Genomic DNA, 23,324 nt, shown 5'->3' with positions numbered 1-23,324 from the left:
TTTAAATGAATAGCTTAATGAATGCTTTAATTAATCTTGACGGATCAATGCATTGAATTGATCTTTAAGCTCAATATATTTTGGATTTAATTTTGCTTGATCACTTTTATCTTTAAAAATTTTCGCCACAGTCGCTTTGACTTCATCTGTATGGCTGCGTGGATGTTTTTCAGTTGTTACAGCATCATTAAGTAATATTTTAACTTTGGTTGTTGCACCTTTATTTTTTCGGCCAGTTTTAGATGTGCCTTTTTTATGGTTTGCATAACGACGCGCACGTGTATAACCCATGAGCAAAAATTTTCTTGCCATGTCTGCGCCAACAAAATCATTTTTCTCTAAATAATCTAAGAATAATGCAAAGATTTTTGTACTACTTTCAGTGGCTTGTGCTTCATCTTCAAATTGCCAAAATGGTGAAATTTCAGATTTATACGGTTCAACCAATAAAACACCTTCTTCACCGCGCCCAATGCGATATAAGGTCGGACGCTTTCTAAAATTAATCTTTTCAAAGTCGAGTGAAAAGTCAAAACTGCGTGAAAATGCTTTGGCATCAGACTTAGGCGTTAATGAAACTTGTTCATTATCGGTCATGGGGTATTCCTTAAAATGTGTGATTTCTCTGAATAATGAACACTATTCATAAAGAGGTTGGATAGCGTTTAAGGCGTTGTGATAGGTCAAAACTGCAATGTATAAACCATAGCTGTTTATATCACTCAAATAAAAGGATTCAGTGCTTTGAGAAAGAAGATATTAAACAATCAATAATCTAGAATTATTGCAAATAGGAATGACTGAAACAACAACCTAAAATGATTGTGCATTTGATTTTAGATCATTATTTCAGAAATCATGCGAAATTAAAAGGCTACCAATCGTTGTGAACCAATCCAATGTTTGGAAAATTGATAAGCTGCACGTCCAGAACGCTGACCACGTAATTGACACCATCTTAAAGACTCAGCTCGGACTTCATCAGTAAAGTGAATATCTGCTTTGGCCAAATAATGTTCTACGATTTCTAGATAGAGCTTCTGATCCATTGGATAAAAAGACAGCCATAAGCCAAAACGATCAGACAATGAAATTTTTTCTTCAATCGCTTCTTGAGGGTGTAATTCGTTGTATTGCGGGACATCCACGCGTGTCACAGGCGTATTTTCATGCATAAATTCAGGCAATAGATGACGACGGTTACTGGTTGCATAAATAATAAAATTGCTTGAACCTGACTGTAGGGAACCATCTAGCACACTTTTTAAACTGCGGTAGTTTTCATCTTCTGCGTTAAAAGCCAAATCATCACAATACACAACAAATTTTTCAGGACGGTCTGCAATCAATTTCTGAATTTCGGGTAAGTCTGATAAATCATCACGTTCTATTTCAATTAAACGTAAGCCTTTAGATTCATATTGAGTCAGTAAAGCACGGACAATAGAGGATTTTCCCGTACCACGTGAGCCTGTGAGTAGTACGTCATTAGCCGGTAGACCTTGCAGAAATTGCAAGGTGTTTTGAATTACTTTTTCTTTTTGCTTTTCAATACCTTTTAAATCATCTAAATAAATTTTCTTCGGCTGTTGAATGGCTTTCAATTGTTTGTCTTGCCATTTATAAGCGGATGCTGAAAAGTCAGTTTCTTGTTTCAGTTCTGGTAAGTTCTGCTGTAGTTGTTGGAGTACAGTGGAAAGAGCTTCTAAGATATGGTCAGGTAAATCAATTGTTGCCATGATTGTTCAGCTTGTACGTTTGAAAGATAAAAAAGATAGTTTTGCTTAAGAACTGTATATCAATTAGTCGTGATTTGCCAATGGAATAGGCATTTTTTGTCATGATAATCCGCTGAGTTTTCTGTCAATGTCATGCTTGATGCCCTATCATGGATAGTGGATGAAAATGAAAATGTTTGAGGGATAGGTATGTTATTTAAAGATTTCACACAAGATATTAATCCACATCAAGCGTATCGAATAAAAAAATTAAAAAGCCAACTTGGAACAGCCGAATCATATGAAGAATGGAAAAGTATCGCGCTGAAAATAGATGAAGAATCTGGCGCGCAAGAATGGAAATTTGATAACTGTTCACCTTATTTTGATGCTGAAATTATTGCTCATCGATTAGTTTTATTAAAACGCTATCGTTTCCAAAAACGTACCCGTGATCTCATGTATATATTACGTGAAGGTTTAACCTACGATATTGCGAATATTGCTCATCCCATGTTGTTTACTGCGACATATATGGGAACTAAAAAAATTATTGAAGATTATGTAGAAGAAGTCAGTGAAAGTCTGGCTTATATTGCTTCAACTGCTTGCCAGTGTTTGTCATTGTCAGAAAAAATTGATTTTTTTCAGCATTGTAAAAAAGCATATGGGCAACCTGCCTTAATGTTCTCCGGAGGAGCAACCTTAGGTTTGTTTCATACGGGAGTATGTAAGGCTTTACTTGAGCAAGATTTAATGCCCAAGGTATTATCCGGCTCCAGTGCAGGGGCTATTATGACGGCAATGCTAGGGACTTCAAAACCCTCAGAAATTTCAGCGCGTTTAAATGGTGAAAACTTTTTTAGTGAAGCTTTCCATTTTCGTAAATTCAGCGAACTTCTTAAAGGTAATGGCGGTCTTGCTGATGTGAAATACCTAAAGAAATTTCTTGTGGAAAATTTAGGTGATATTACCTTTGAGGAAGCATTTAAAATTTCTGGCTTGCACATCAATGTGGCTGTAGCCCCTTATGATGCTTCACAAGAAGCGCGGATTATGAATGCCTACACGTCACCAGATTTGTTGGTCTGGAGTGCCGTTTTAGCGTCCTGTGCAGTCCCGATATTATTTCCGCCAGTTAGACTCACCAGTAAACGCTACGATGGTGAATTAACGCCATATATGGCATCCACGCGTTGGGTCGATGGCAGTGTACGCAGTGATTTTCCTCAAGAGAAAATGGCACGCTTGTATAATTTAAATTACACCATTGCCAGTCAGGTCAATCCACATATTGTGCCGTTTATGCAAAGTGATGCAGAGCGCTATCGCAAAGATATGTTAAGTTGGCCAGAACGGATTATTCGTCGTCAGGGTAAGGTCATTACCAAAGGAATTATGGACTTTGCCCGTGGGCGGGTTGGAAAAATTCCACCGATACGACGCTTGCTCGATCATGGTTATGGTGTGGTAGACCAAGGCTATTATGGTGATTTGAATATTGTGGGTAATTATAGTTCGCGGCACTATACTTATATGTTGCAAAACCCACGGCCATATTTATTTAAATTATTACAGCGTGAGGGTGAGCAGGCGACATGGCCTAAAATGTCATCCATTGAAACGCATGCCCGCGTCGGTAAAACCATTCAACATTGTTTGGAGCTTTTAAATTATCAACAGGATCCAGAGCAAAAAGCCGCAGAATTTATTGCAGTTTAATGTTGAAGATATTTCTCGTTTAAATTTAACGTTAAAGACCAAGCCGACAAGTTTAGCTTTTGGGCGTGCTTTATATGCATTTGAATATCAGCAGCAACATTATTGGTTGAAAACCCAAGCACCGAATGTGAATCCAGATTATGAAGCTGGATTTTTAAATGAATTGGCTTTTTATCAACAATGTATAGAACAACAAAGCTGTACAGATTTTTTGTTACCCTTTCAAATTATGCCTGACGTTAATATTTTGGCTGAGCAACAAGTGTCGGGGAGAGCTGCCTTGATTGTAAGGCATGCAGATTTATTGCTTCATGATTGTTCTGCTCTGTCGACTCAAGAGATCCAAAAAATACTATTACAGGTACTCAATGCCGTTGATCAATTACATCAATTGGGCTGGATTCACGCTGATTTAAAAAGAGAGCATTTGGTTCAGTATCAACAAAAAGTGTACTTGATTGATTTTGAACATGTACAAGAAATTAATTCACAGATCGCATTACAAAGCTTAACTGCAACGCCACGTTATATGGCACCTGAGTTGTTTCATGGTGCGGCAAAAACCATTCAAACTGATATTTATGCACTAGGCATCATTATTTATGAATGGCTTACAGGGCAGCGTCTGGCTGCAAAAAATTATCAAGAGTGGGCTTATCTGCACTGTCAAAGGTTAACGATTGAACTACCAGAACATTTTTTACTGTTTAAAAAGCTTTTAAATGGAATGCTGACGAAGCAAAAAGAATATAGATTTGCCAATATTTACACTCTAAAACAGTGCTTAATGACTGAAATTGTTTAAGAAAAATACAGAAAAACTTTTTTTGTTTTTTATTTAAACAAACAAATAGATTTTTCATAAAAAGGTCTTGTCATCATGAATCGATCTCTATAATATACACAGCCATTGGGGACGTGGCGAAATTGGTAGACGCACTGGATTTAGGTTCCAGCGCCGCAAGGTGTGAGAGTTCGAGTCTCTCCGTCCCCACCAATTATTATCAAACTTGTTTGATAATAAGGCTATAGAGGATTGGTGTAATGGTAGCATGACGGTCTCCAAAACCGTTCGTCAAGGTTCGAGTCCTTGATCCTCTGCCAAGTTTTTTAAAAATCCAACAAAATGTTGGTACCCTGATGGGGACGTGGCGAAATTGGTAGACGCACTGGATTTAGGTTCCAGCGCCGCAAGGTGTGAGAGTTCGAGTCTCTCCGTCCCCACCATCATATGAAAGCAAGGTTATTGACCTTGCTTTTTTATTGCCTGTACATAATGAAAAGTTAAATAAAAAGCCCTAAATAGGGCTTTTAATATATAACAATACGTTATTCTTTTTATCTCGATCTAAAAGTGAACTCGTCTTTAAGCTTTTAAATGATCTTCAAATTCTTCACCCAGTTGCATTGCAAGTGAATTCCCCGCTAAATCACACGTTACAAGACCATATTCTTTTTTAAAGCTAAAAGTAAATCCGCGATTGTCGGTTAATGATTTTACTGAATAGCCTAATTTTTCTAACCAAATACGAAATGCAATTAAATTTTTTGCTTTCACAACTTTCTTCACGAGAGAACTCCTTGTCTATATTAAATACCTTGTGGGCACTTCATAATTAATAGGGGTGAAGTGGTTTTTTTTAAAGGGGAGATTTGTGCTGTTTTTTATAAAAAAAATATTTGGTTGGTTTTTTATACAAAAATAGCGTAAATAATCGTTAAAATTTGCACTGAAAGTTAAATGTAAGATAGCATTTTAGCTGATTGTTTGAATTGTATTGAACTGATTTATATTGTTTTTATTGGTAATTGTATGTGTTTTAAAATAATGGAAATATTTATACACAATTTTTAAAGTATTACTCAATAATTTTTATCGGACTTTGGCTGACTATTGTTCTAAATTTGCAGTAGAAGTGCTAAAGCTCATCTGATTGAGTCATTTTGTGCGTAGCTTGGATGTACCTAAACCATCTTAAATGAGCTTTGAACAAGATATGGCTGCTTAATGCTGATACTTTGGTAAGGTGATGAGATGGGTTACAGCGCTAGAGTGTATTGAGTCAAATTCAAAAGATGCAGCAACAAGATTTAGTTCTTATTGCTGCCATGTGCTAGGGCATACAGGTTGCTGATTCAAGTTGCGCTAGAAGCTCATGCTTAGATGTATCAAATTTTATCAGTCAAAGTTAAAAGTTATCTTTTAACTCTCTTAACCGTTGGAATTCTGCCACACTTTCGACTCTTAAAAATGGGTTGGTTTCTAATTCTAATTCAATGGTACTGGGGAGCGTGCATTGACTGAGCATGCGCTTAGCTTCAACTTCATCAAAGCGCTGTTGAATCGCTAAATTGTTTGGTTCTACATGCAATGCAAATTTTGCATTTGCAAGGGTGTATTCATGAGTGCAGTAAACTTTTGTACGCGCAGGTAGAGCAGCCAAACGATTGAGCGAATGATACATTTGCTCGTATGTTCCTTCAAAGACCCGACCACATCCCATTGCAAAGAGTGTATCACCGCAAAAAACAAGTTCTAAAGCTTCGATAAAATAGACAATATGACCCAATGTGTGACCCGGCACTGCAATAATCTCAACGTCCAAATCATGAAATTTAATTTGTGCTTGGTCTTGTAGCGGGTGAGTAATAAAGGGGACTTTAGTTAATTCTTCACGTGGGCCATAAACTGGAATATTACGATTAAGTAATAGCTCTGGTACGCCACCAGTATGATCTTTATGCCAATGCGTGAGCCAAATTTGCGTTAAGTTTAAGTTGTTTTCCGCACAGTAAGCTTCTACTAAATGTGCTTCGGTTGGGTCAATCGCAACAACATCCTTACTTGGTTGATGTTCTAATAACCAAATATAGTTTTGTAATTGGTTTTTGACATCAATCATATGAATTTGAAAAGTCATGAGATACAAGACCCGTAAGATAGATATGAATAAGCTATCGTTAAAGTCGATTTTTTTCTAGTCGTAGAGCGCAAAAACATAATATTCAAGCCGATTGCCTAGTCTGAGTTGCGTGTCTAAAACTTGATAAAAGCTGTGAAGTTTCGGCTCGGCTATTTAAAGTGTCTACTCATGATTTGATGAAAATTTAATAAAGCCGTATGAACTTTATTGTTATAGATTATTGATCATAACGGCTTTGATTTTTTGTATAAGCAATGGTGGTCATGATAAAAGCTGAATTTTTAATTCATTGAGAAGAATAAATGTACGAAGGACATTAAGGGGCTAAAAGCAGCATTAAGTTTTGCTTTATAATAGAGACAGATTATCCTAAGGGAAAAAATATGAATATACCCTTGATATTGAATGTTATCGCATTTTTTGTCTTATTGCTTTTATTAACCCAAACACGAAAAACAGACTGGAGCTTGGCGAAAAAAGTTTTAGTCGGTTTATGTTTAGGTGTCGCTTTTGGTTTGGTTTTGCACCTGATTTATGGTGAAAACTCATCTATATTGAAAGACACTACTCAATGGTTTAATTTGATTGGTAATGGTTATGTAAAACTTTTACAAATGATTGTTATGCCTTTGGTTTTTGTTTCTATCTTGGGCGCAGTCATTCGATTACATGATGCAGGATCATTGGGGAAAATTAGTTTCCTCAGCATTGGGACGCTATTGTTTACTACGGCAATTGCTGCTTCGGTGGGGATTTTAGTGACCCACTTATTTGGATTAAGTGCGATTGGCTTAGTTCAAGGGACTGCTGAAACAGAGCGACTCAATACGATTCAAACGGACTATGCAGATAAAGTATCCGATCTAAATATACCTGATTTATTTTTATCGTTTATTCCGAGTAATCCCTTTGCAGAACTGACAGGTGCTCATCCAACCTCAATTATTAGTGTGGTTATTTTTGCAGTGCTTTTAGGGATGGCGGGTTTAAACCTGATTAAAACCGATCCTGAAAAAGGTCAAAAAGTACTGGCTGCGATACAGATTTTACAAGCTTGGGTCATGAAGTTGGTACGTTTAATTATGACCTTGACACCTTATGGTGTTTTTGCACTGATGGCAAAAGTCGTTGTTAGCTCTAAAATGGCAGATATTCTAAATTTAGGTGGCTTCTTAGTGGCGTCCTATGTGGGCTTAGCCATTATGTTTGCTGTGCATGCTGTCATTTTATTGCTGACAGGTGTGAATCCGATTCAGTTTTTTAAAAAGGTTTGGCCAGTACTGAGCTTTGCATTTACCAGTCGTTCAAGTGCTGCGAGTATTCCTTTAAATATTGAAGCGCAAACCAGACGTTTAGGTGTGCCAGAATCGATTGCGAGTTTTTCAGCATCTTTTGGGACTACAATTGGGCAAAATGGTTGTGCAGGTTTATATCCTGCCATGTTGGCGGTGATGGTTGCTCCAACGGTGGGGATTAATCCTTTTGATCCGATTTGGATGCTCACTTTAGTTTGTGTGGTGACTTTAAGTTCAGTTGGCGTTGCGGGTGTCGGTGGTGGTGCAACATTTGCGGCACTGATTGTATTGCCTATGCTCGGTTTACCTGTGACATTGGTGGCATTGCTGATTTCAATTGAACCGTTAATTGATATGGGCCGTACTGCATTGAATGTGGATGGATCCATGACGGCGGGTATGGTCACGAGTCAGTTGTTAGGTCAAACAAATAAATCAATATTTGAACAAGATTCAGCTGATTTAAAAGAAATTTAAATCATCAGTTTTGCTTGGCGTGTCCATATGATGCGTTTATATAAAGCCAATAGATTACTATTGGCTTTTTTTTATTCAAAAATAATCTGTATCAATTATTTTTTAAAATCTGTCGCTATTTTGCTGTGATGAGTTGCGTAAAATGATGAAAAATACAGTGAGGTTAATGAATATGAAAATGTATCAGGTCGATGCTTTTACCAATGTGTTATTTAAAGGCAATCCAGCCGCAGTGATTGTGACCGAACAATGGTTGGATGAAGCATTGATGCAAAATTTGGCTTTGGAAAATAATTTGTCTGAAACGGCATTTGTAAAAGTCATTGATGCAGAAAATTATGAAATTCGTTGGTTTACCCCAACAACAGAAGTCGATTTTTGTGGACATGCGACTTTAGCCAGTAGCTTTGTGCTGTTTAAAGATTTCACCTCGGCTAAAGTAATTCAATTTCATGTGAAAAATTTGGGTATCTTTGTGGTCAGTCAAGAGGCAGATGGCAAAATCAAAATGAATTTTCCAATTCGCCGTGCAGAGAAGATTACGGACTACCCTGAAATACTCAATCAAGCTTTAAGCAAGCCATTTAAAAATGTGTATTTGAATAGCCAAGCTTATATTGTGGAATATGAAAACCCACAACATGTCATAGATGAAACGCCAAATTTAGAACTGTTAAAACAATTGGGGAAAATTCGCACGGCAATTACAGCACAAGGAACATTGGTTGATTTGGCCTTAACTGCGCAAGCCGAACAATATGATTGTATTTCTCGTTATTTTGCCCCAGCCAATGGTATTAATGAAGATCCAGTCACGGGTTCAATTCATACCGCGATTGCACCCCTTTGGGCTGAAAAATTGGCTAAAAAGGAAATTTTAGCTTATCAAGCTTCACAGCGCGGAGGTGAGTTGTATTGTGTGGTGCTTGAAAATGAACGGATTGAAATTTCAGGTTATGCAAAACTGTATATGCAGGCAGAATTGTATTTGTAAAATATTGATCAAGATGAGCTGAAAAGCCGTTGAAATAAACTAATGCTGATCAGTTAAGGATTTTAGAAATAAACTCCTTAACTTTTGTTATTCATGGCGGAGTCTTATATCCTTGAATCAAATATTTGGAGCTCGTTTGTTCTTTTGTTACGCCAAAAGAACCAAAAGCATTTGTCATCCGCAAAACTCGTCAAATACCTTTTATTGATCAATTAAATCGCAGAAACCTTACTTTTTAAAGTGGTTTTGCCTCGAACAGTTGCGGATGACGTTTCCGCGTATCGAATAACTTTATGAATTTAAAAAAATACCCATCAGTTTTTTAACTGACTGGTATTAGTTGCAATAAACGGCTATTTTTTCAAAAAACCACTATTAAAACTAAAAATCATTTCCTAAGATGTCAGGGTTATAAAAATTCATATGATTGAATAAATTAGGATAATTATGTTAATGCGGTTTAAACAACTTACCATCTCCTTATTATTAGTAGGCTTGAGTGCCACTGCTTGGTCACAACCTATTTTAGTTAAATCTCAACAAAAGATTGAGGAATATAAATTAGAGAATGGTTTTCGTGTGATTCTTGCGCAAAATGATAAAGAAAATAAAGTGTTCATGAATACGGTTTATTTAACCGGTTCATTGAATGATCCGCAAGGTAAAGGCGGTTTAGCACATTTATTAGAACATTTGGCTTTTAAAGGGACACAGAATATTCAAGGCGAAGAGTTTCAACGTCGTTTGGATCAATATACCTTAATGACCAATGCCAGTACGGATTATTATTCGACCAAATATACCAATGTCATTCGACCAGAACAAAATGTGATTAATGAAGTGATTCATCTTGAAGCTGAGCGGATGGATAAATTGGTTTTACAAGAAAAATTTGTCCCTTCAGAAATTTCGATTGTGAAACGTGAACGTGAAGTTCGTATGGATCAGCCTTTTTCTGTGATGATGGATCAAATGTGGAAGTCGGCTTATGGCAATCAATATTTAGGACGCTTACCGATTGGTGATTTAAACGAATTACAATCAATTAAAATGGATGAGTTAAATAAGTTTTATCGCACATGGTATGCACCTAATAATGCCGTGATGGTGATTTCAGGTAAATTTGATAAAGCTGAAGTGTTGAAACAGATTGACCAAAATTTCAGTCCAATTGCAGCACGCCAAGTTCCAGCACAGACCAAAGTTCCTGTGCTTGATTCGTCTAAAATGAAACAGCGCAATTTTCTGGTGCAAAAGGGCAGTGATCTGGCGAAATTCAATATTTATTTGAATGGTAAAAATGAAAAAATCAAATCTGAACTTGCCTTAGCACCCTATTTATATACGATGCAGCCGAGTGGGCATCTTTATCAAAGTATCGTGGAAACAGGTTTAAGTACAGCAGTTCAATCAACGACATGGTTGGATCAAGACTTTAATTTGGTTTTTATCGGCGCAATTTATGCACCTAATCATGATGCTAAGAAAGTTGAATCGGCATTAATTTCAGGGGTAGAGAAAAATCAACCCTTCAATGAAACTGAACTTAATCGGGTAAAAAACCTGATTCAAAATCAGTCTGATAGCGTATTAAGCAATGCCGCAGCATTGGGCGGGCGTTTGAGTGATTATTATGTGTCTTATCAGGGCGATTGGTCACAGTATTTTACCGATTTGGAGAATGTCAAAAAACTTAAACTGGCCGATGTGAACCAAACCTTAACCCAGTTTTTAGTCCCACAACATCGTATTTCGGGCGATATTCAACCGACACCTGAAGAGCAGAAAAAAGCATTAAAGCAAAAGCAAGCAGCTGAACCCACTAAGACCTTAGCGCAAACGGATATTCAAGAAGAGCCACTGAAAGATAGCCGTGTCTACCAACAGGAGGTTGCTAACTATGTTAAAGCCTCTAAGCAGTACTTGGTCAATACTGAAAAGAAAATTCAACGTGGCACATTGAAGAATGGTATTTCGTACGCTTTATATCCAACATCGACACGTGATGATAAAACCTACGCTACGATTTCGATCGATTTTGGTACTGAAAAATCACTGTTTAATCAAGGTGAAGTTTTAGATTTGATGGCATATTTATTATTACGTGGTTCAGATCAATATAGCTTGCAAGATATTGCCGATAAATCCATTGAAGCGGGTGGTGGTGCGGCTGCAAATGCATCCGGCAATAGTATTACCATTCAAATTGTTGCGAAAAAAGAAAAGTTCGAAGACTACTTTAAATTTATATTAGATGTTTTGAAAAAACCGAAGTTTGAACAATCACAATTTGATTTGATTAAATCGCAAAGTTTATCTGCTCTAGATCGACCTTATACCGAGCCAGAAACAGTGGCTGCGCTGACCATGACACGTTTGTTAGAGACCTATCAACCTGGGGATTTGCGTTACCATTTTGAACCTGATCTTGCAAAGCAGCAGATTAAGGCTGCAACAGTTGAGCAAGTGAAGACGTTGTATCAGAATTTCTTTGTGAGTAATCATGCACAAATTGCGATTACTGGCGATTACCAAGCCAAAACAATGCTCAAAATCTTGCAAAAGGAATTTGGCAGTTGGAAAGTGCAATTGCCATACCAACGACTCAGTTCCGATTATCAAGTTTATCCTGCACAGAAGGTGCATGCTTTATCGGAACAACGTGAATTTGGCAATTACCAATCTATTTTGACTTTCCCTGTCGGTGCTGATCATCCAGATACGCCAGCTTTAATGGTGTTTAGTTATATTTTGGGCGACTCACAACTTTCTTCACATCTTGCACAAGAACTGCGTGAAAAAAATGCTTTGGTGTATGGTTTTGGCAGTAGTTTAGACCTAGATGATTGGATTGATTCAGGTGCTTTAACCATTGAAGCCAATTATACAGCAGGTAAGTCGGCACAAGTTTCACAGAGTGTGCATAAAGTTCTCAACAATTTGCTCAGCAAAGGTGTGACCGAGCAAGAGTTGGAGGCTGCCAAAGCCAATATCTTGAAAAAACGAGTCACCGCTTTGGAAGATGAACGTAATATTCATCGTATGTTAATGCCACAACTCGAACATCATCGAGATTTATTGTTCCGTGAAAAGCGTGATCAGGCGTTGGCAAAATTAACGAAAGCCGATGTCGATGCTGTCATTAAGAAATACATCAAGCTAGATCAGTTCGTGGAAGTGATGGCTGACCAATATGGTAAAGCACAAAAATGATGGAATGAAAGTCATTTCATTTCACCTTGTGTGATAAAGCGTTAAAAATAACATGCTCTTTAGAACCTCCCTGTATTTAAGGGAGGTTCTTTTTTATAACGAATAAAACTGCTTGGCAGTGTGATGAAAAACTTGTTGTAATGCATTTGGATCATAAGCCACCACAGCATCACTAAAAGCATCAATAATATTCACCAATGATGTACTGACACGATCCATCGGGAAATTAGAGGCAAACATGACTCGATAAGGACCAAAGCTTTTCAGCACGTGAGTAATGAGTGGCATGGCTAAATCATAAACTTCTTGTTTACTGGCTACGCGACCTTGCTTGTGAAATTGATGACCCAATACAGGCATAAATAAACCTGACATTTTGGTATAGACATTTGGACATAAGGCAAGCTCAGCCATATCGTCCTGCCAACGAAATAAAATATTTCCACGGGCAATTTTGGTGAGTCCCGTCAGTGTACCAACCTGACCAAAAAGCCCTGCGGGTGTGCCAAAATGATCCAGCACAATGGATGTTTCAGGAAATTGTTTGGCTAACGCAATCACATCATTTAATTGGGTGGAATACACCCAAGCATCAAATGTGAGGTTGTAGTGTGCTAGGGCTTCGAAACCTTTTAGAAATTTTTTATTAGCATATAAGTGCGGTTCATCTGCCCAAGCATAAATGTCTTGATCTTCATGCACTGCGGCCATTTTACGAATGCCTTTAAAGCGTGGCGAAGCCTTGCTGTGTAACTGCAATATCTTTTTAAAATTACTGTCTCGCGGATCTGCTGTTGCAATAATACCGCCTAGTTTTACCGTTTCTTGGTTAAAAGACAAAGATTCAATAAAATGGGTTTCATCCACAGCGCCTTTGCCTTTGTTTTTATGCCAACGGGCTTCAACATGCACGACTTGTTCGACGGGGTAATGTCCAATATCTTGTAGATAGTTTTCAGGTAAATAAGGTGCAGTAATGTGATTGGTTAACCCAAGTGTTTCGATCAGGTCATCGGATTTAACCAGACGCACAAGCTTATCTAGTAAGTAAGGATGCTTACCCAATAATTTAACTGCTAAAGAGGCTGAATAGGACATGTGATAAGCATCCCATTGGTGAATATGCGCATCAATCATTGCAAAATTCAGTTGTTGCATATGTATCCCTAATTCAGCATGTCCTGACTATTTACCATACTGCAAAGTATGATTGCTTTGAATAACCTTTTATCCAAAAAATGAAGACCTAAAAAAAGCCCTGACGGGCTTTTAATCGAATGATCAATGTTTGTGATCATGGTCATGCTTATTGGCATGAAATTCTTCGTTATGACGGAAGCGAAGATAGTTTTCAAACTGTTCGCAATATTCATCATAGTTATCTTCAAGCATCATTTGAAATTGTTGCATGATGTAAGACATGACTTGATCTTTCGCATCACGCATTTCATTGCCATCTTTAAAGTTATTTGCTGCGACCCACGTATTAAAACGCGCCGTACCAAATAACATTGCAGCACTGACTTGCCCACGTATTTCAGTCGGCTTTACTTGCGAACCTTTTTCAATACGGCAGAAGTCATTGGCATGTTTAATAAATTCATCAGCACGTTCAAAAAAAACAGCATTTAACGCTTCTTCTTCGGTTACATCTGTTGCTTCAATCTTTTGAACCATGAACTTTTCCTGCAAAAACGATCTAATGCCATATTATAGGCAAAGGCTTGCAGAAACTAAACCTTTGGCTTAATCTAAAAATAGCCTAAGTATAAAAATGGATAATGTAATGCAAGATGCCATTGCGGTACAAAGTTTAAAAAGTGACATTGCTTTATTGCGCCAAAATATTTGGCCACCTGTAAATTTAGCCAATGTTGAAGGTTTGCCTATTTATTATGGTTCCAAGGTCGAAGTTGAAGAATATTATCGGCAATGGACAGGGCTTATTGAAAGGGCACAGGATCTATTTCAACCTTTTATGCAGGATGAGGTAGTAGATGCGATTCATTTACCCAGTCATTTGAACTTGCCTTTATTTTATTTTCATGTGGATCGGATTCGGATTAATAAAACTCGTGCTAAGGAGTCGAAGACTTTTCGCGGTATTGCCAGTTTAATAGACAAATGTGGACAATATGAAGCTGAACAAATTCAAGCGATGCAAGCTTGGTTAGAAAGTGATGATACTGCTGCGTTAGTGGCGCACCGTGAATTTATTGACCTGCGTACCTATGTGTTTCAGCATGGGCAAAGTGAATATACGCGGACGCGATTTTATGTGAATGGTATTGTACTTAGTACAGAGCCACACTTTGAATTGGTTGATGCACGAGATAAGCCGCGTAAACAGCGTAACGATAGCTATAGTGACCCGTTGGCTGATAATAATACGTGGAAAATTTTCGGCAAATATCGCTAATTGATGGTGATATTTGCTTCTCTTTTATAACCAAAAAGTCTTCGTTTTGGAAAATGTTACTAAATGCTGCTCTGACTGTTGCAACATGTATTGTTTTTCATTGGCAATCCAGCCCAAAACAAACCAGACTTTTTGTTTCTGTTTAACAATGCCTTGAAATAGTGCTTCAGCCACAAGTAAGTCGTTATATTGTCCCAAACTTTCTTGTAGTGGTTTTAAGTCTTTGAGATACTTTTTAACGGCTTTATTGGGATAGAGCGAGGCAATAAATTCAACACAATAACGCAAGCGTTTGACTCGTTTGCGGGTGCGATGTTGTGACGCAATATCCAGTTCTAGAAATTGGTCGGCATCCTTACAAATTTGCTGATGCAATTTTTGGAATTTTTTTGCGATATCTTTTTTTAAGACCATCTTTTTTTGCTTTTTAGTGGGTTGATGCACGAATTGCAGTAACGCTAACATCAACTGAACAGTATCTAAAGTACGTAAAGACGCATCAATGGGGACATTATTCTCCTCGGTAACGGGGGGGAGCTGAGTGAAAGGAGCACCTGCTTGCTGTAACCGTGGGATGAGTCCTTCATTTAAGGCATCATAGTCTCGTGTTGAACCGAGTTGACGAAACAGTGTGGTAAGTTGTTGTTGCCAGTTTGGATCAACATCATTTGACCAATTGCCAAAAATACGTAAAGCACTTCTTAGGCGGCGGATCGCGACACGCGTCTGGTGTACATGTTCATGTGTATAGTGTTCAGAAGCAATGGCTGTAGCATTAGGCAATAGATGTTGTAAGCTATTATTTACGATCTGTTTTAATGCGGCATCGGTAGAGTCTTGTCGATTAAGTTGCAGTGGAGCTGCAAATTGCACAGTTGTAGTCTTTAATTCTTGGCTTAGACAATCACCACGCTGTGCTTTACTTCTCACATCTAACCATAAATCATATTGTTTAATCCACGGTTGGATAAATTGAATAAAGTTGGGGATTGCACCTTTTTTAAGTTCAAATTCAAGCTCATAAATGGCTAGTTTCTGTTTGTCATGACGAATTTCACCCCGATCCAAACTGACTTCAATTTCTGCATGATTATAATGCACCACATAAACAAGGCGATTTACATCTGTTTCAAATTGCATGCTTAAATTTTTAGCCTGTTTGCCTAAAGCATGCTCTAGCACTTTTTTTGCTTGTGGATGTGATTGATAAATTTCGAGATTTAAAGCGGGATGTTCAACTGCTCCTAAATCAATTTCTAATTCAAAGCGTTCTAAATGATGCTCACTGGATACTTTTAAGGTTTGTATCCAGTGCGTATCTTCAAGGCGTTGTCGCAATGAAATATGCTGTTGAGCTAAATGTCGTTCGGGGGTGTCGTAGTATTGTGCATATAGTGAGCGAGGCTGCGCATTTTTAGCCAAAAACAATTGGTAGAGTTTTTTTTGATGTTGCGAGGGGATCTGAAATTTTAATTCAACTTCTAGCATATCAAAACTCCTGACATTTTATTATCGATATTGTTCTATCCTAATTGTAAGCCAGACTGAATAAAATAGTAGTCATGTTATGCTGAAAAAGTAGATCAAGCGTATCGTCCAAAATATCGGCAGTGATTCGAATAGGGGACAATACGCTTTTGATGGTTTACTTAATAAATTTTCGGCTGACTAGGAATTGTTCAGTCGCTTCAAGTAAATGCTGCGCATAAACCTCTTGTTTGGCGGTAAGCCAACCCAAAACAAACCAGTCACTGGCTTCAAGTTCAGTTTGTTGAATATAAGCTGCGGAAGAAGCTAGAATTTGATATTCACTGGCGGCAAGCTGAGCGTCATTTAAAGCTTTGCTGTATTTTTGCAAATTTTTAACATCATAAATCGAGGTTAAAATAGGGAAGCTAAATTTTAACTCATGAATTTTAGTGGATAATTTATCGAGGCTTTCAAAGTCAGCAATATTTGCACTGGTTAAACTGTCATGTAATTGCTTGTATTGATTTTGCAATGTGTTTTGAGCAAACCATTTTAAATCATGTGTTTGAGGTTTTTCCTCTTGCTCTAAACTGAACATCAAGAGTTCCAAATAATGATGTACATTTTGCGTTGAGCGAACCAAATTGGACAACTTTTCTTTGGCATACAAAATATCTTTGGTCAGATTGGATGCAGTATTGGGGTTTTGTAAAAAGGCTCCCAAAGTGGTTTGCATGTGTTCCAAATGCTGTAAATGATCGAACTGCTGTTTAAATGCACCCAGTTGCATGGCCCATTTATCTGAAACAGCGTCATTCCAATCTTTAAATAAAGATAGCGTTAAATTCAAATGATCTAAGGCAATTTGGGCTTGTTGAACATGTTCTTTTTCCGCCACAATCGCTGAAATAGCGGCAATATTTGGCAGTAAATGTTGTAATTGTTGAGCAATTAGAAGTCGTAAGTTTTTGTTAGCAGAATCTTTTTTACTTAAAGTAAATTCTTTTGCTGATTTTGCCGAACTGACTTTTTGATGGGTGGCTAAAAGATGACCTATTTCAGCTTTGCTACGAACATCTAACCAAAGTTGGTATTTTTTTACCCATTCAAAACTAAAGGCTAAAAGGGCTTGGATTGAGCCTGCTTTAAGCTCGAATTCAACTTCATGAACCTCGCACTGTGCAGTTGCAGTACGGACTTCACCAACATCTAAACTGACTTCAATGTCGGTTTCTTCAAATCGAAGAACGCGAAAAGTGCGCTGAATATCCGTCTCAAATTGTAATTTAAGTTGTGCTTGTGAGTTGCCCAAAGCATTGTTAAGGATTTGCTGTGCTTCAGCATCATTATTATAAATAGTTAAATCAAGCTCTGGTGCTTGTTCTTGTTCACCAAGGTCATAATTGTGCTCAAAGCGGTGTAAATGGCTTTTTCCAGCCGCTTTTAAGGTTTGAATCCAACGTGTACCTTCTAATCGTTGTCTTAAGGCAACACCATGTTGTGAAAGTAAGCGTTCTTCAGTGTCATAATATTTTGCTTTAAGTTGAATAATTTCTGATTTTTTAGGATCTAACGCTTTGAGTAAAGCATTACGTCGTGCTTCTGGAATTTGAAATTTTAATTCAACTTCGACCATGATCTTTCATCCTAATTTTTTGACGCTATGTTAGACATAAAAAACGTCATCTTTACGGTACAAATGCGTTATGAAAAAGTGATTTTTAATAGCGCTTGAATTGTATTCTTTATTTTAAACCTGCAATTGTAGCGAAAATGATTTTTCATGTAAGACTTGACGAAGCGATTCTTCAGGCATTGTATTTGAAATGAACAAAAAGTTATCGCTAGGAACACTTTTGTTTGTATGGAAAATACGCTAACGTAAAGAAAAATAAATAGGATGATAAAAATGAATGCACCCGTAGAGCTTAAATTGGAACTTAACCCACAACCAGAATTTCAGCTTCCTATTCAAAATTATCATGAATTTTATCGCTTTTATTTAACCGAGCATCGAAATATCATCAGTCGCCGTTTACACGTATTGGGAAGTAGTGTCGGGGTGTATTTTTTGAGTAAAGCCATTCTTCAAAGAAAGCCAAAATATTTTATCTATGGGCTGTTATCTGGCTATGCTTGTGCATGGGTCGGACATTTCGTTTTTGAGAAAAATAAACCAGCTAGTTTTAAACAACCGATCTATAGTTTTATTTCGGATTGGCGTATGTTTTCCGATGTATTACGCGGAAATTTAAGTTTAAAAGACCGCTCATTGGATAAAATTTCAAGCTAATGAGAGAACTAAAGCATGATTTAGCCATCATAATAATGATGGTATGAAAAACAAGTCGCACTTTGATCAAAAATTTAAACTGCTTAGGGCTTGCAAAAATAGAATGAATATTCTATTAATAGTTATATGTTGAATTGTTGATCTTTTAGATTAAACAAAAATACAAATTTAAAGCTTTCCAAGCCTAGAGCGACCTTTCTCTGGGCTTTTTTTATGGATGAATTTATAGCGAAAATTTACAGTATTTTCTCGTTGGAGAAATACATTTTTATTGGGTTAATAGATTGAATTGACATAGGTTTTAGCTAAAATAGTTGACTCTCTAATTCTTTGTCCGCTTCCCCAAGCGCGTTTTATGACAAAGCATTAGAAAGTCAATTCGTTGTTTTGTTCCAAGTTACTATTTTTTTGTTTATGGTTATTCTGTTGTTGTATTAGACCGTTTAATTTGCATTCGATCTATCCCTGAAAACAGGTATTTCTCGCTGCAGGATGGAAAATGTGAGATTGATTACAATTTTCTAATTTTTTCATCCGTCTATGGTTAGTAATCAATTGCTATTTGCCTGAAATGCACTGAATCTGGTTAATCTTGTGCATATAATAGGGTAGTTTTAATTTTGGCAGTTTTTTATGCGCGGTTTATATCTTATTACCAATGATGATCCTTTAGAAGTTTTACTTGCAAAGTTGGAAGGTGTTTTTGCAAATGGTGGCATAGCCGTATTGCAATATCGCCGTAAGAAAGTCACAAAAGAAGATCAAATTTACGAAGTGGAATATATGAAAGCCTTGTGTGCTGAATATGCTGTTCCTTTTGTGATTAATGATGATCTAGAAATGGCAGTTAAATATGGTGTGGGTGTACATTTGGGGCAAGATGATGGCTCAATTGCCGATGCTGCCGCACAATTGCCTCAAGGTGTACTGATTGGTTGTAGTTGTAATAATTCACTCGAACTGGCTGAACAAGCCATTGCAGAAGGTGCAAACTATGTGGCATTTGGTGCAATTTATGCCACTGATACTAAACCTGAAGCAGGCAATATTGGTCTGGAAACATTAAAGCAAGCAAAAGCCAAGTTGAATGTACCGATTTGTGCCATTGGTGGTTTAACGGTTGAAAATTCCGATGTTGTGATTACAGCAGGCGCAGATTTATGCGCGGTGATCAGTGATATTTTAGGTCGTCCAATGAATCATATTCCTGAACGTTTAGATGAGTGGTCTGAACTTTTTAGTGCGACGGTTTAAGCAGTTTTTTTATTTTTGTAGTTAAATTTTTAGTTGAGTAAATTGATGAGCTTATCTCCAAAGCAAGAACAATTGTTTAAACAAGCCAGCAAACATATTCCAGGTGGGGTGAACTCACCAGTACGTGCTTTTAATGGGGTAGGTGGTACGCCTGTATTTATCGAAAAAGCCAAAGGTGCGTATTTGTACGATGTCGATGGTAAGCGTTATGTCGATTACGTGGGTTCATGGGGGCCGATGATTCTAGGGCATGCGCATCCAGCCATCATTAAAGCAGTTCAAGATGCTGCTGTGGACGGTTTAAGTTTTGGTGCACCTACGGTTCATGAAACAACTTTGGCGGATATTATTTGTGAAATTATGCCGTCGATTGAATTGGTTCGTATGACCAATTCGGGAACTGAAGCGACCATGACTGCCATTCGTCTAGCGCGTGGTTATACGGGGCGTGACAAAATTGTAAAATTTGAAGGTTGTTACCACGGTCATTCAGACTCGCTTTTGGTTAAAGCGGGCTCGGGTATGTTGACCAATGGTGAAGGTGAAGCGACTTCTGCGGGTGTGCCAGCTGATTTTGCGAAGCATACTTTAACCCTTCCGTACAATGATATTGCAATGCTTAAAGAATGCTTTACTAAATTTGGTCATGAAATTGCTGGGGTCATTGTTGAACCTGTAGCGGGTAACATGAACTTGGTTATACCAATTGATGGTTTCTTACAAGCAATTCGTGATGTATGTGATGAACATGGTTCAGTGTTTATTATTGATGAAGTAATGACAGGTTTCCGTGTCGGTCTGGGCGGGGCACAAGCCCATTATGGCGTAACACCTGACCTGACGACTTTAGGTAAAATTATTGGTGCAGGCTTACCCGTCGGTGCATTTGGTGGTAAACGTGAAGTGATGGAATGCATCGCGCCACTGGGTAAAGTTTATCAAGCGGGGACATTGTCAGGTAATCCGTTGGCGATGCGTGCCGGTATAGAAATGTTCAAACATTTACGTGTTGAAGGCTTCTATGAAAATTTAACTGCCCAACTTGCTAAGTTACTTTCAGGTTTGGAAGCAGTTGCGAAAGAAGCGGGTGTTGCATTTAAAACGCAACAAGTGGGCGGTATGTTTGGGTTGTATTTCACCGATCAAGAAGACATCACCAGTTTTGATTCAATGTTGAAATGTGATGTTGCTGCCTTCCGTAAATTCTTTCATGGCATGTTAGACCGTGGTGTAAATCTTGCCCCATCTGCTTTTGAAGCTGGCTTTATTTCGGCAGCACATTCTGATGAAGATATTGCTTACACGATTCAAGCTGCCAAAGAAACCTTTGCAGAAATGAAAGCTTAATATTTATAATTTATATTAGCCCAAGCCCGAATTCGTTCGGGTTTTTTTATATAGATTTTGAAAATGGAAAAAGATGAATGCAAACCAAACATTATTTGACTTTGAGCGATGCTGAATTTTTATTAAATGAAGCTCATCAATATGCGATTCAGAACAGTTTCAATGTCAGTATTGCTGTGGTAGATGAAACAGGGAGTTTATTAGCAATGAAGCGTATGGATGGCGCAGCACCGATGACTGCAAATTTGGCAATAGAAAAAGCCAAGTGCTCGGCAATGAGTCGCAGTCCGTCCAAACTGTTTGAAGATATTATTAAGGGCGGTCAAATGGGCTTTCTGACTATGGACAGTTTTTCTGGCATGCTGGAAGGTGGTGAGCCGATTTTGTATCAAGGGCAACTTGTTGGAGCAATGGGTGTTTCTGGGGTGAAGTCATTTGAAGATGCGGAGATTGCGCAGCAGGCAATTGAGAAGTTTTTGGCGCAAGGTGGCTGATTTTTATATTTTGATTTTATATGGTTTTCTAAGTTTAACTCAATAAAATCTCAGGATTTTGTACGATAATGAGTTGTGGAACGTGATAAATCGACAAAAAAGCCCAGATTGGTAAGTCTGGGTTTTTATATTTTAAGTTATTGAAAAATATTAAATAAAATAAAGTTTTCGTGTAAAGAGTATTGTGTTGATTTTAGAAAAACTACATACACGCTATTAAGTAGATAACTTTGAAAAACCAAAATTAGTCTAAAAAGCCTCGATAAATCCGATAAAGTTCACTATAAATAAACCGCTCGAAATAACGATTTTATTTATTTGTAATTAATTCAGGATCTCTTTTGGATATAAGAGCCTTTTTTCTTAAAAACGGACTTTCAATAAACTTGTAAGTAAAAAGAGATAGCAGTACTACCACACTAAAAATGATAGGGAATGAAAGATAGTAGGAGTATAAAGATGTAGTGTTAAAATCTATAATATTCAAAACAGAAAAGAAAAAGTACAATACTGCGCCATGAATAAGATAAATACTGTAACTTACTTCACCTAGTATTCGAAGACCATTGTTATAGAGCATACCGAAGAAATTATAACCATTTGCAATGAATGAAAAAATGACCGCTAAAGGGATCATTTGTGAAAAGGTATATGGTTCAGTAAAAAATAAAGAAAGCACGCTAAGTCCGATTACAATCACATTCGTCGCTTTAGGAGATTCAAATATAAAGCTTTTTAAATGTTCCTTAAACTTGATTGCAGGAATAGAAAGAATAAATAGGGCGTAGTAGTAGTGAGACTTTTCCTTAAAAATATAGAAAAGAAGTGCTGCAATAATAATTAGTGATAAGGCTAAGGGAATCTTCTTATGGTAAATACAGTAGATGATTGGAAGGCTGAAATAGAATTTCCATTCATACATCAAAGTCCAAGCTACACCAGCAATGACAAGCCCACTTTCAAACCCTTCAAAAGTTCCACCTTTAAAAAGAAGCCAAGCACTTACCCATTTTAGGAATGCACTAATATTCGTATTACTAATCGGAACATTAGATACTGTAATCGCAAGAATGAAGAAAAATGTCGCAATATAAAGAGGGTAAATCCGCTTTATCCGAGATAAGTAAACTTGTTTCCAACTAATATCCACTTTCATCATTTTGTTGATAAAAAGATAGCCAGTAATTAAAAAAAAGAGAGAAACTGCTGTACCCCCGAAATTATCAATTAAAACAAATTCAGGCTTTTTCCATTCTCCAGCAGTCTTCCATACATAGGTAATATAAAAATGATGAGCAAGTACTGAAAGAGCAAGAATTCCACGCAAACCATCGAGCGGTGAAGAGCGTTGAATCACTTCTGTTGGTAAGAAGTGAACTTTTTTTAAAAGAACAACAGTAAGCCCAATACATGAAATGAGTAGTAAAAAAAGATAAATGGCATCAATTGGAAAAAAATACATTGTATATTTGTTGACAATATTAAACGTGCATTGTAAGTATTCGCCTTCATCTTTTCTACATAATTTTATAGACACCTTTTAGCAACGAACTATTTATGGCCATTTTGATCATAGATTTAACATAAAATCTTTTATTCGAAATGCAAGTGTTAGAACCCATTCAAAATGTCTATATTCTCACCAATAAAAATGTCTAGTTTATGATGGCTTAAACATCATGGACTGGATATGAAATATAGATG

19 protein-coding genes and 3 tRNA genes are annotated in these 23,324 nt (G+C 37.3%); 13 read left to right on the top strand and 9 right to left on the bottom strand.

Features of this window, described 5'->3' with window-relative positions:
* Positions 1 to 30: 30 nt before the first annotated feature.
* Together BLV99_RS10225 and BLV99_RS10220 are read right to left on the bottom strand one after the other, a co-directional pair.
* On the bottom strand, positions 31 to 597 hold the full coding sequence (locus BLV99_RS10225; protein ID WP_092690275.1) for a DUF4385 domain-containing protein: 567 nt from the start codon (positions 595 to 597) through the stop codon (positions 31 to 33).
* A 269-nt stretch (positions 598 to 866) separates the two neighbouring features.
* Positions 867 to 1,739, bottom strand: coding sequence for an ATP-binding protein (locus BLV99_RS10220; RefSeq protein WP_086184629.1), 873 nt, complete (start codon positions 1,737 to 1,739; stop codon positions 867 to 869).
* A gap of 189 nt (positions 1,740 to 1,928) precedes the next feature.
* Here BLV99_RS10220 and BLV99_RS10215 point away from each other — a divergent pair, with 189 nt between their 5' ends.
* The 5 genes from BLV99_RS10215 (at position 1,929) to BLV99_RS10195 (ending at position 4,667) form a co-directional block, all read left to right on the top strand.
* The gene (locus BLV99_RS10215) at positions 1,929 to 3,440 is read left to right on the top strand and encodes a DUF3336 domain-containing protein (protein ID WP_086184628.1); all 1,512 of its coding nucleotides are present in this window, start codon (positions 1,929 to 1,931) and stop codon (positions 3,438 to 3,440) included.
* On the top strand, positions 3,430 to 4,245 hold the full coding sequence (locus BLV99_RS10210; protein ID WP_244516302.1) for a serine/threonine protein kinase: 816 nt from the start codon (positions 3,430 to 3,432) through the stop codon (positions 4,243 to 4,245). Before BLV99_RS10215 ends, BLV99_RS10210 begins: the two co-directional genes overlap by 11 nt.
* 107 nt (positions 4,246 to 4,352) lie before the next feature.
* Positions 4,353 to 4,437, top strand: a tRNA-Leu gene (locus BLV99_RS10205).
* Between the two features lie 33 nt (positions 4,438 to 4,470).
* A tRNA-Trp gene (locus tag BLV99_RS10200) sits at positions 4,471 to 4,544 on the top strand.
* Between the two features lie 38 nt (positions 4,545 to 4,582).
* A tRNA-Leu gene (locus BLV99_RS10195) sits at positions 4,583 to 4,667 on the top strand.
* A 139-nt stretch (positions 4,668 to 4,806) separates the two neighbouring features.
* On the opposite strand, the gene BLV99_RS10190 is transcribed toward BLV99_RS10195, so the two are convergent.
* Together BLV99_RS10190 and gloB are read right to left on the bottom strand one after the other, a co-directional pair.
* Positions 4,807 to 5,010: a hypothetical protein gene (locus BLV99_RS10190; RefSeq protein ID WP_004648669.1), complete on the bottom strand. Its 204-nt coding sequence runs from the start codon at positions 5,008 to 5,010 to the stop codon at positions 4,807 to 4,809.
* Positions 5,011 to 5,629: 619 nt separating this feature from the next.
* Positions 5,630 to 6,361 carry a hydroxyacylglutathione hydrolase gene (gene gloB, locus BLV99_RS10185; protein ID WP_092690270.1) on the bottom strand — a complete coding sequence of 244 codons (732 nt, stop codon included), beginning with the start codon at positions 6,359 to 6,361 and terminating at the stop codon, positions 5,630 to 5,632.
* A 386-nt stretch (positions 6,362 to 6,747) separates the two neighbouring features.
* Here gloB and BLV99_RS10180 point away from each other — a divergent pair, with 386 nt between their 5' ends.
* From BLV99_RS10180 to BLV99_RS10170, 3 genes are all read left to right on the top strand, one after another.
* Positions 6,748 to 8,136, top strand: coding sequence for an L-cystine transporter (locus BLV99_RS10180; protein WP_092690267.1), 1,389 nt, complete (start codon positions 6,748 to 6,750; stop codon positions 8,134 to 8,136).
* A 172-nt stretch (positions 8,137 to 8,308) separates the two neighbouring features.
* Entirely contained in the window at positions 8,309 to 9,130 is an 822-nt protein-coding gene (locus BLV99_RS10175) for a PhzF family phenazine biosynthesis protein (protein WP_092690445.1), read from the top strand.
* 447 nt (positions 9,131 to 9,577) lie between these two features.
* Positions 9,578 to 12,343, top strand: coding sequence for a M16 family metallopeptidase (locus tag BLV99_RS10170; protein WP_092690265.1), 2,766 nt, complete (start codon positions 9,578 to 9,580; stop codon positions 12,341 to 12,343).
* Between the two features lie 93 nt (positions 12,344 to 12,436).
* Here the strand turns inward: BLV99_RS10170 and BLV99_RS10165 are convergent, their stop codons facing one another.
* Together BLV99_RS10165 and BLV99_RS10160 are read right to left on the bottom strand one after the other, a co-directional pair.
* Positions 12,437 to 13,501 (bottom strand): amidohydrolase family protein, encoded by a 1,065-nt coding sequence (locus BLV99_RS10165; protein ID WP_092690262.1) that lies wholly within the window; start codon positions 13,499 to 13,501, stop codon positions 12,437 to 12,439.
* A gap of 123 nt (positions 13,502 to 13,624) precedes the next feature.
* Entirely contained in the window at positions 13,625 to 14,020 is a 396-nt protein-coding gene (locus BLV99_RS10160; RefSeq protein WP_092690260.1) for a DUF3144 domain-containing protein, read from the bottom strand.
* A gap of 109 nt (positions 14,021 to 14,129) precedes the next feature.
* Here BLV99_RS10160 and BLV99_RS10155 point away from each other — a divergent pair, with 109 nt between their 5' ends.
* Positions 14,130 to 14,762 (top strand): hypothetical protein, encoded by a 633-nt coding sequence (locus BLV99_RS10155; protein WP_086165679.1) that lies wholly within the window; start codon positions 14,130 to 14,132, stop codon positions 14,760 to 14,762.
* Between the two features lie 24 nt (positions 14,763 to 14,786).
* On the opposite strand, the gene BLV99_RS10150 is transcribed toward BLV99_RS10155, so the two are convergent.
* On the bottom strand, positions 14,787 to 16,250 hold the full coding sequence (locus BLV99_RS10150) for a CYTH and CHAD domain-containing protein (protein ID WP_092690257.1): 1,464 nt from the start codon (positions 16,248 to 16,250) through the stop codon (positions 14,787 to 14,789).
* 157 nt (positions 16,251 to 16,407) lie between these two features.
* On the bottom strand, positions 16,408 to 17,868 hold the full coding sequence (locus BLV99_RS10145; RefSeq protein ID WP_092690254.1) for a CYTH domain-containing protein: 1,461 nt from the start codon (positions 17,866 to 17,868) through the stop codon (positions 16,408 to 16,410).
* 273 nt (positions 17,869 to 18,141) lie between these two features.
* Between BLV99_RS10145 and BLV99_RS10140 the strand changes: the two genes are divergently transcribed.
* From BLV99_RS10140 to BLV99_RS10125, 4 genes are all read left to right on the top strand, one after another.
* A complete protein-coding gene (locus tag BLV99_RS10140; RefSeq protein WP_086184618.1) occupies positions 18,142 to 18,525 on the top strand; it encodes an Mpo1-like protein in 384 nt (127 codons plus the stop codon).
* Between the two features lie 633 nt (positions 18,526 to 19,158).
* Positions 19,159 to 19,779, top strand: a complete 621-nt coding sequence (thiE, locus tag BLV99_RS10135; RefSeq protein ID WP_092690251.1) for a thiamine phosphate synthase — start codon at positions 19,159 to 19,161, stop codon at positions 19,777 to 19,779.
* Positions 19,780 to 19,824: 45 nt separating this feature from the next.
* Complete coding sequence (gene hemL, locus BLV99_RS10130) at positions 19,825 to 21,126, top strand: glutamate-1-semialdehyde 2,1-aminomutase (protein ID WP_092690249.1); 1,302 nt, start codon at positions 19,825 to 19,827, stop codon at positions 21,124 to 21,126.
* A gap of 77 nt (positions 21,127 to 21,203) precedes the next feature.
* Positions 21,204 to 21,620, top strand: a complete 417-nt coding sequence (locus tag BLV99_RS10125; RefSeq protein ID WP_092690246.1) for a GlcG/HbpS family heme-binding protein — start codon at positions 21,204 to 21,206, stop codon at positions 21,618 to 21,620.
* A gap of 310 nt (positions 21,621 to 21,930) precedes the next feature.
* On the opposite strand, the gene BLV99_RS10120 is transcribed toward BLV99_RS10125, so the two are convergent.
* Positions 21,931 to 23,082 carry an acyltransferase family protein gene (locus BLV99_RS10120; protein WP_092690440.1) on the bottom strand — a complete coding sequence of 384 codons (1,152 nt, stop codon included), beginning with the start codon at positions 23,080 to 23,082 and terminating at the stop codon, positions 21,931 to 21,933.
* Positions 23,083 to 23,324 lie beyond the last annotated feature (242 nt).

The sequence above is a fragment of the Acinetobacter kyonggiensis genome, assembly GCF_900107285.1.
Classification (GTDB): domain Bacteria; phylum Pseudomonadota; class Gammaproteobacteria; order Pseudomonadales; family Moraxellaceae; genus Acinetobacter; species Acinetobacter kyonggiensis.
This window is presented reverse-complemented; position numbering and strand designations above follow the sequence as displayed.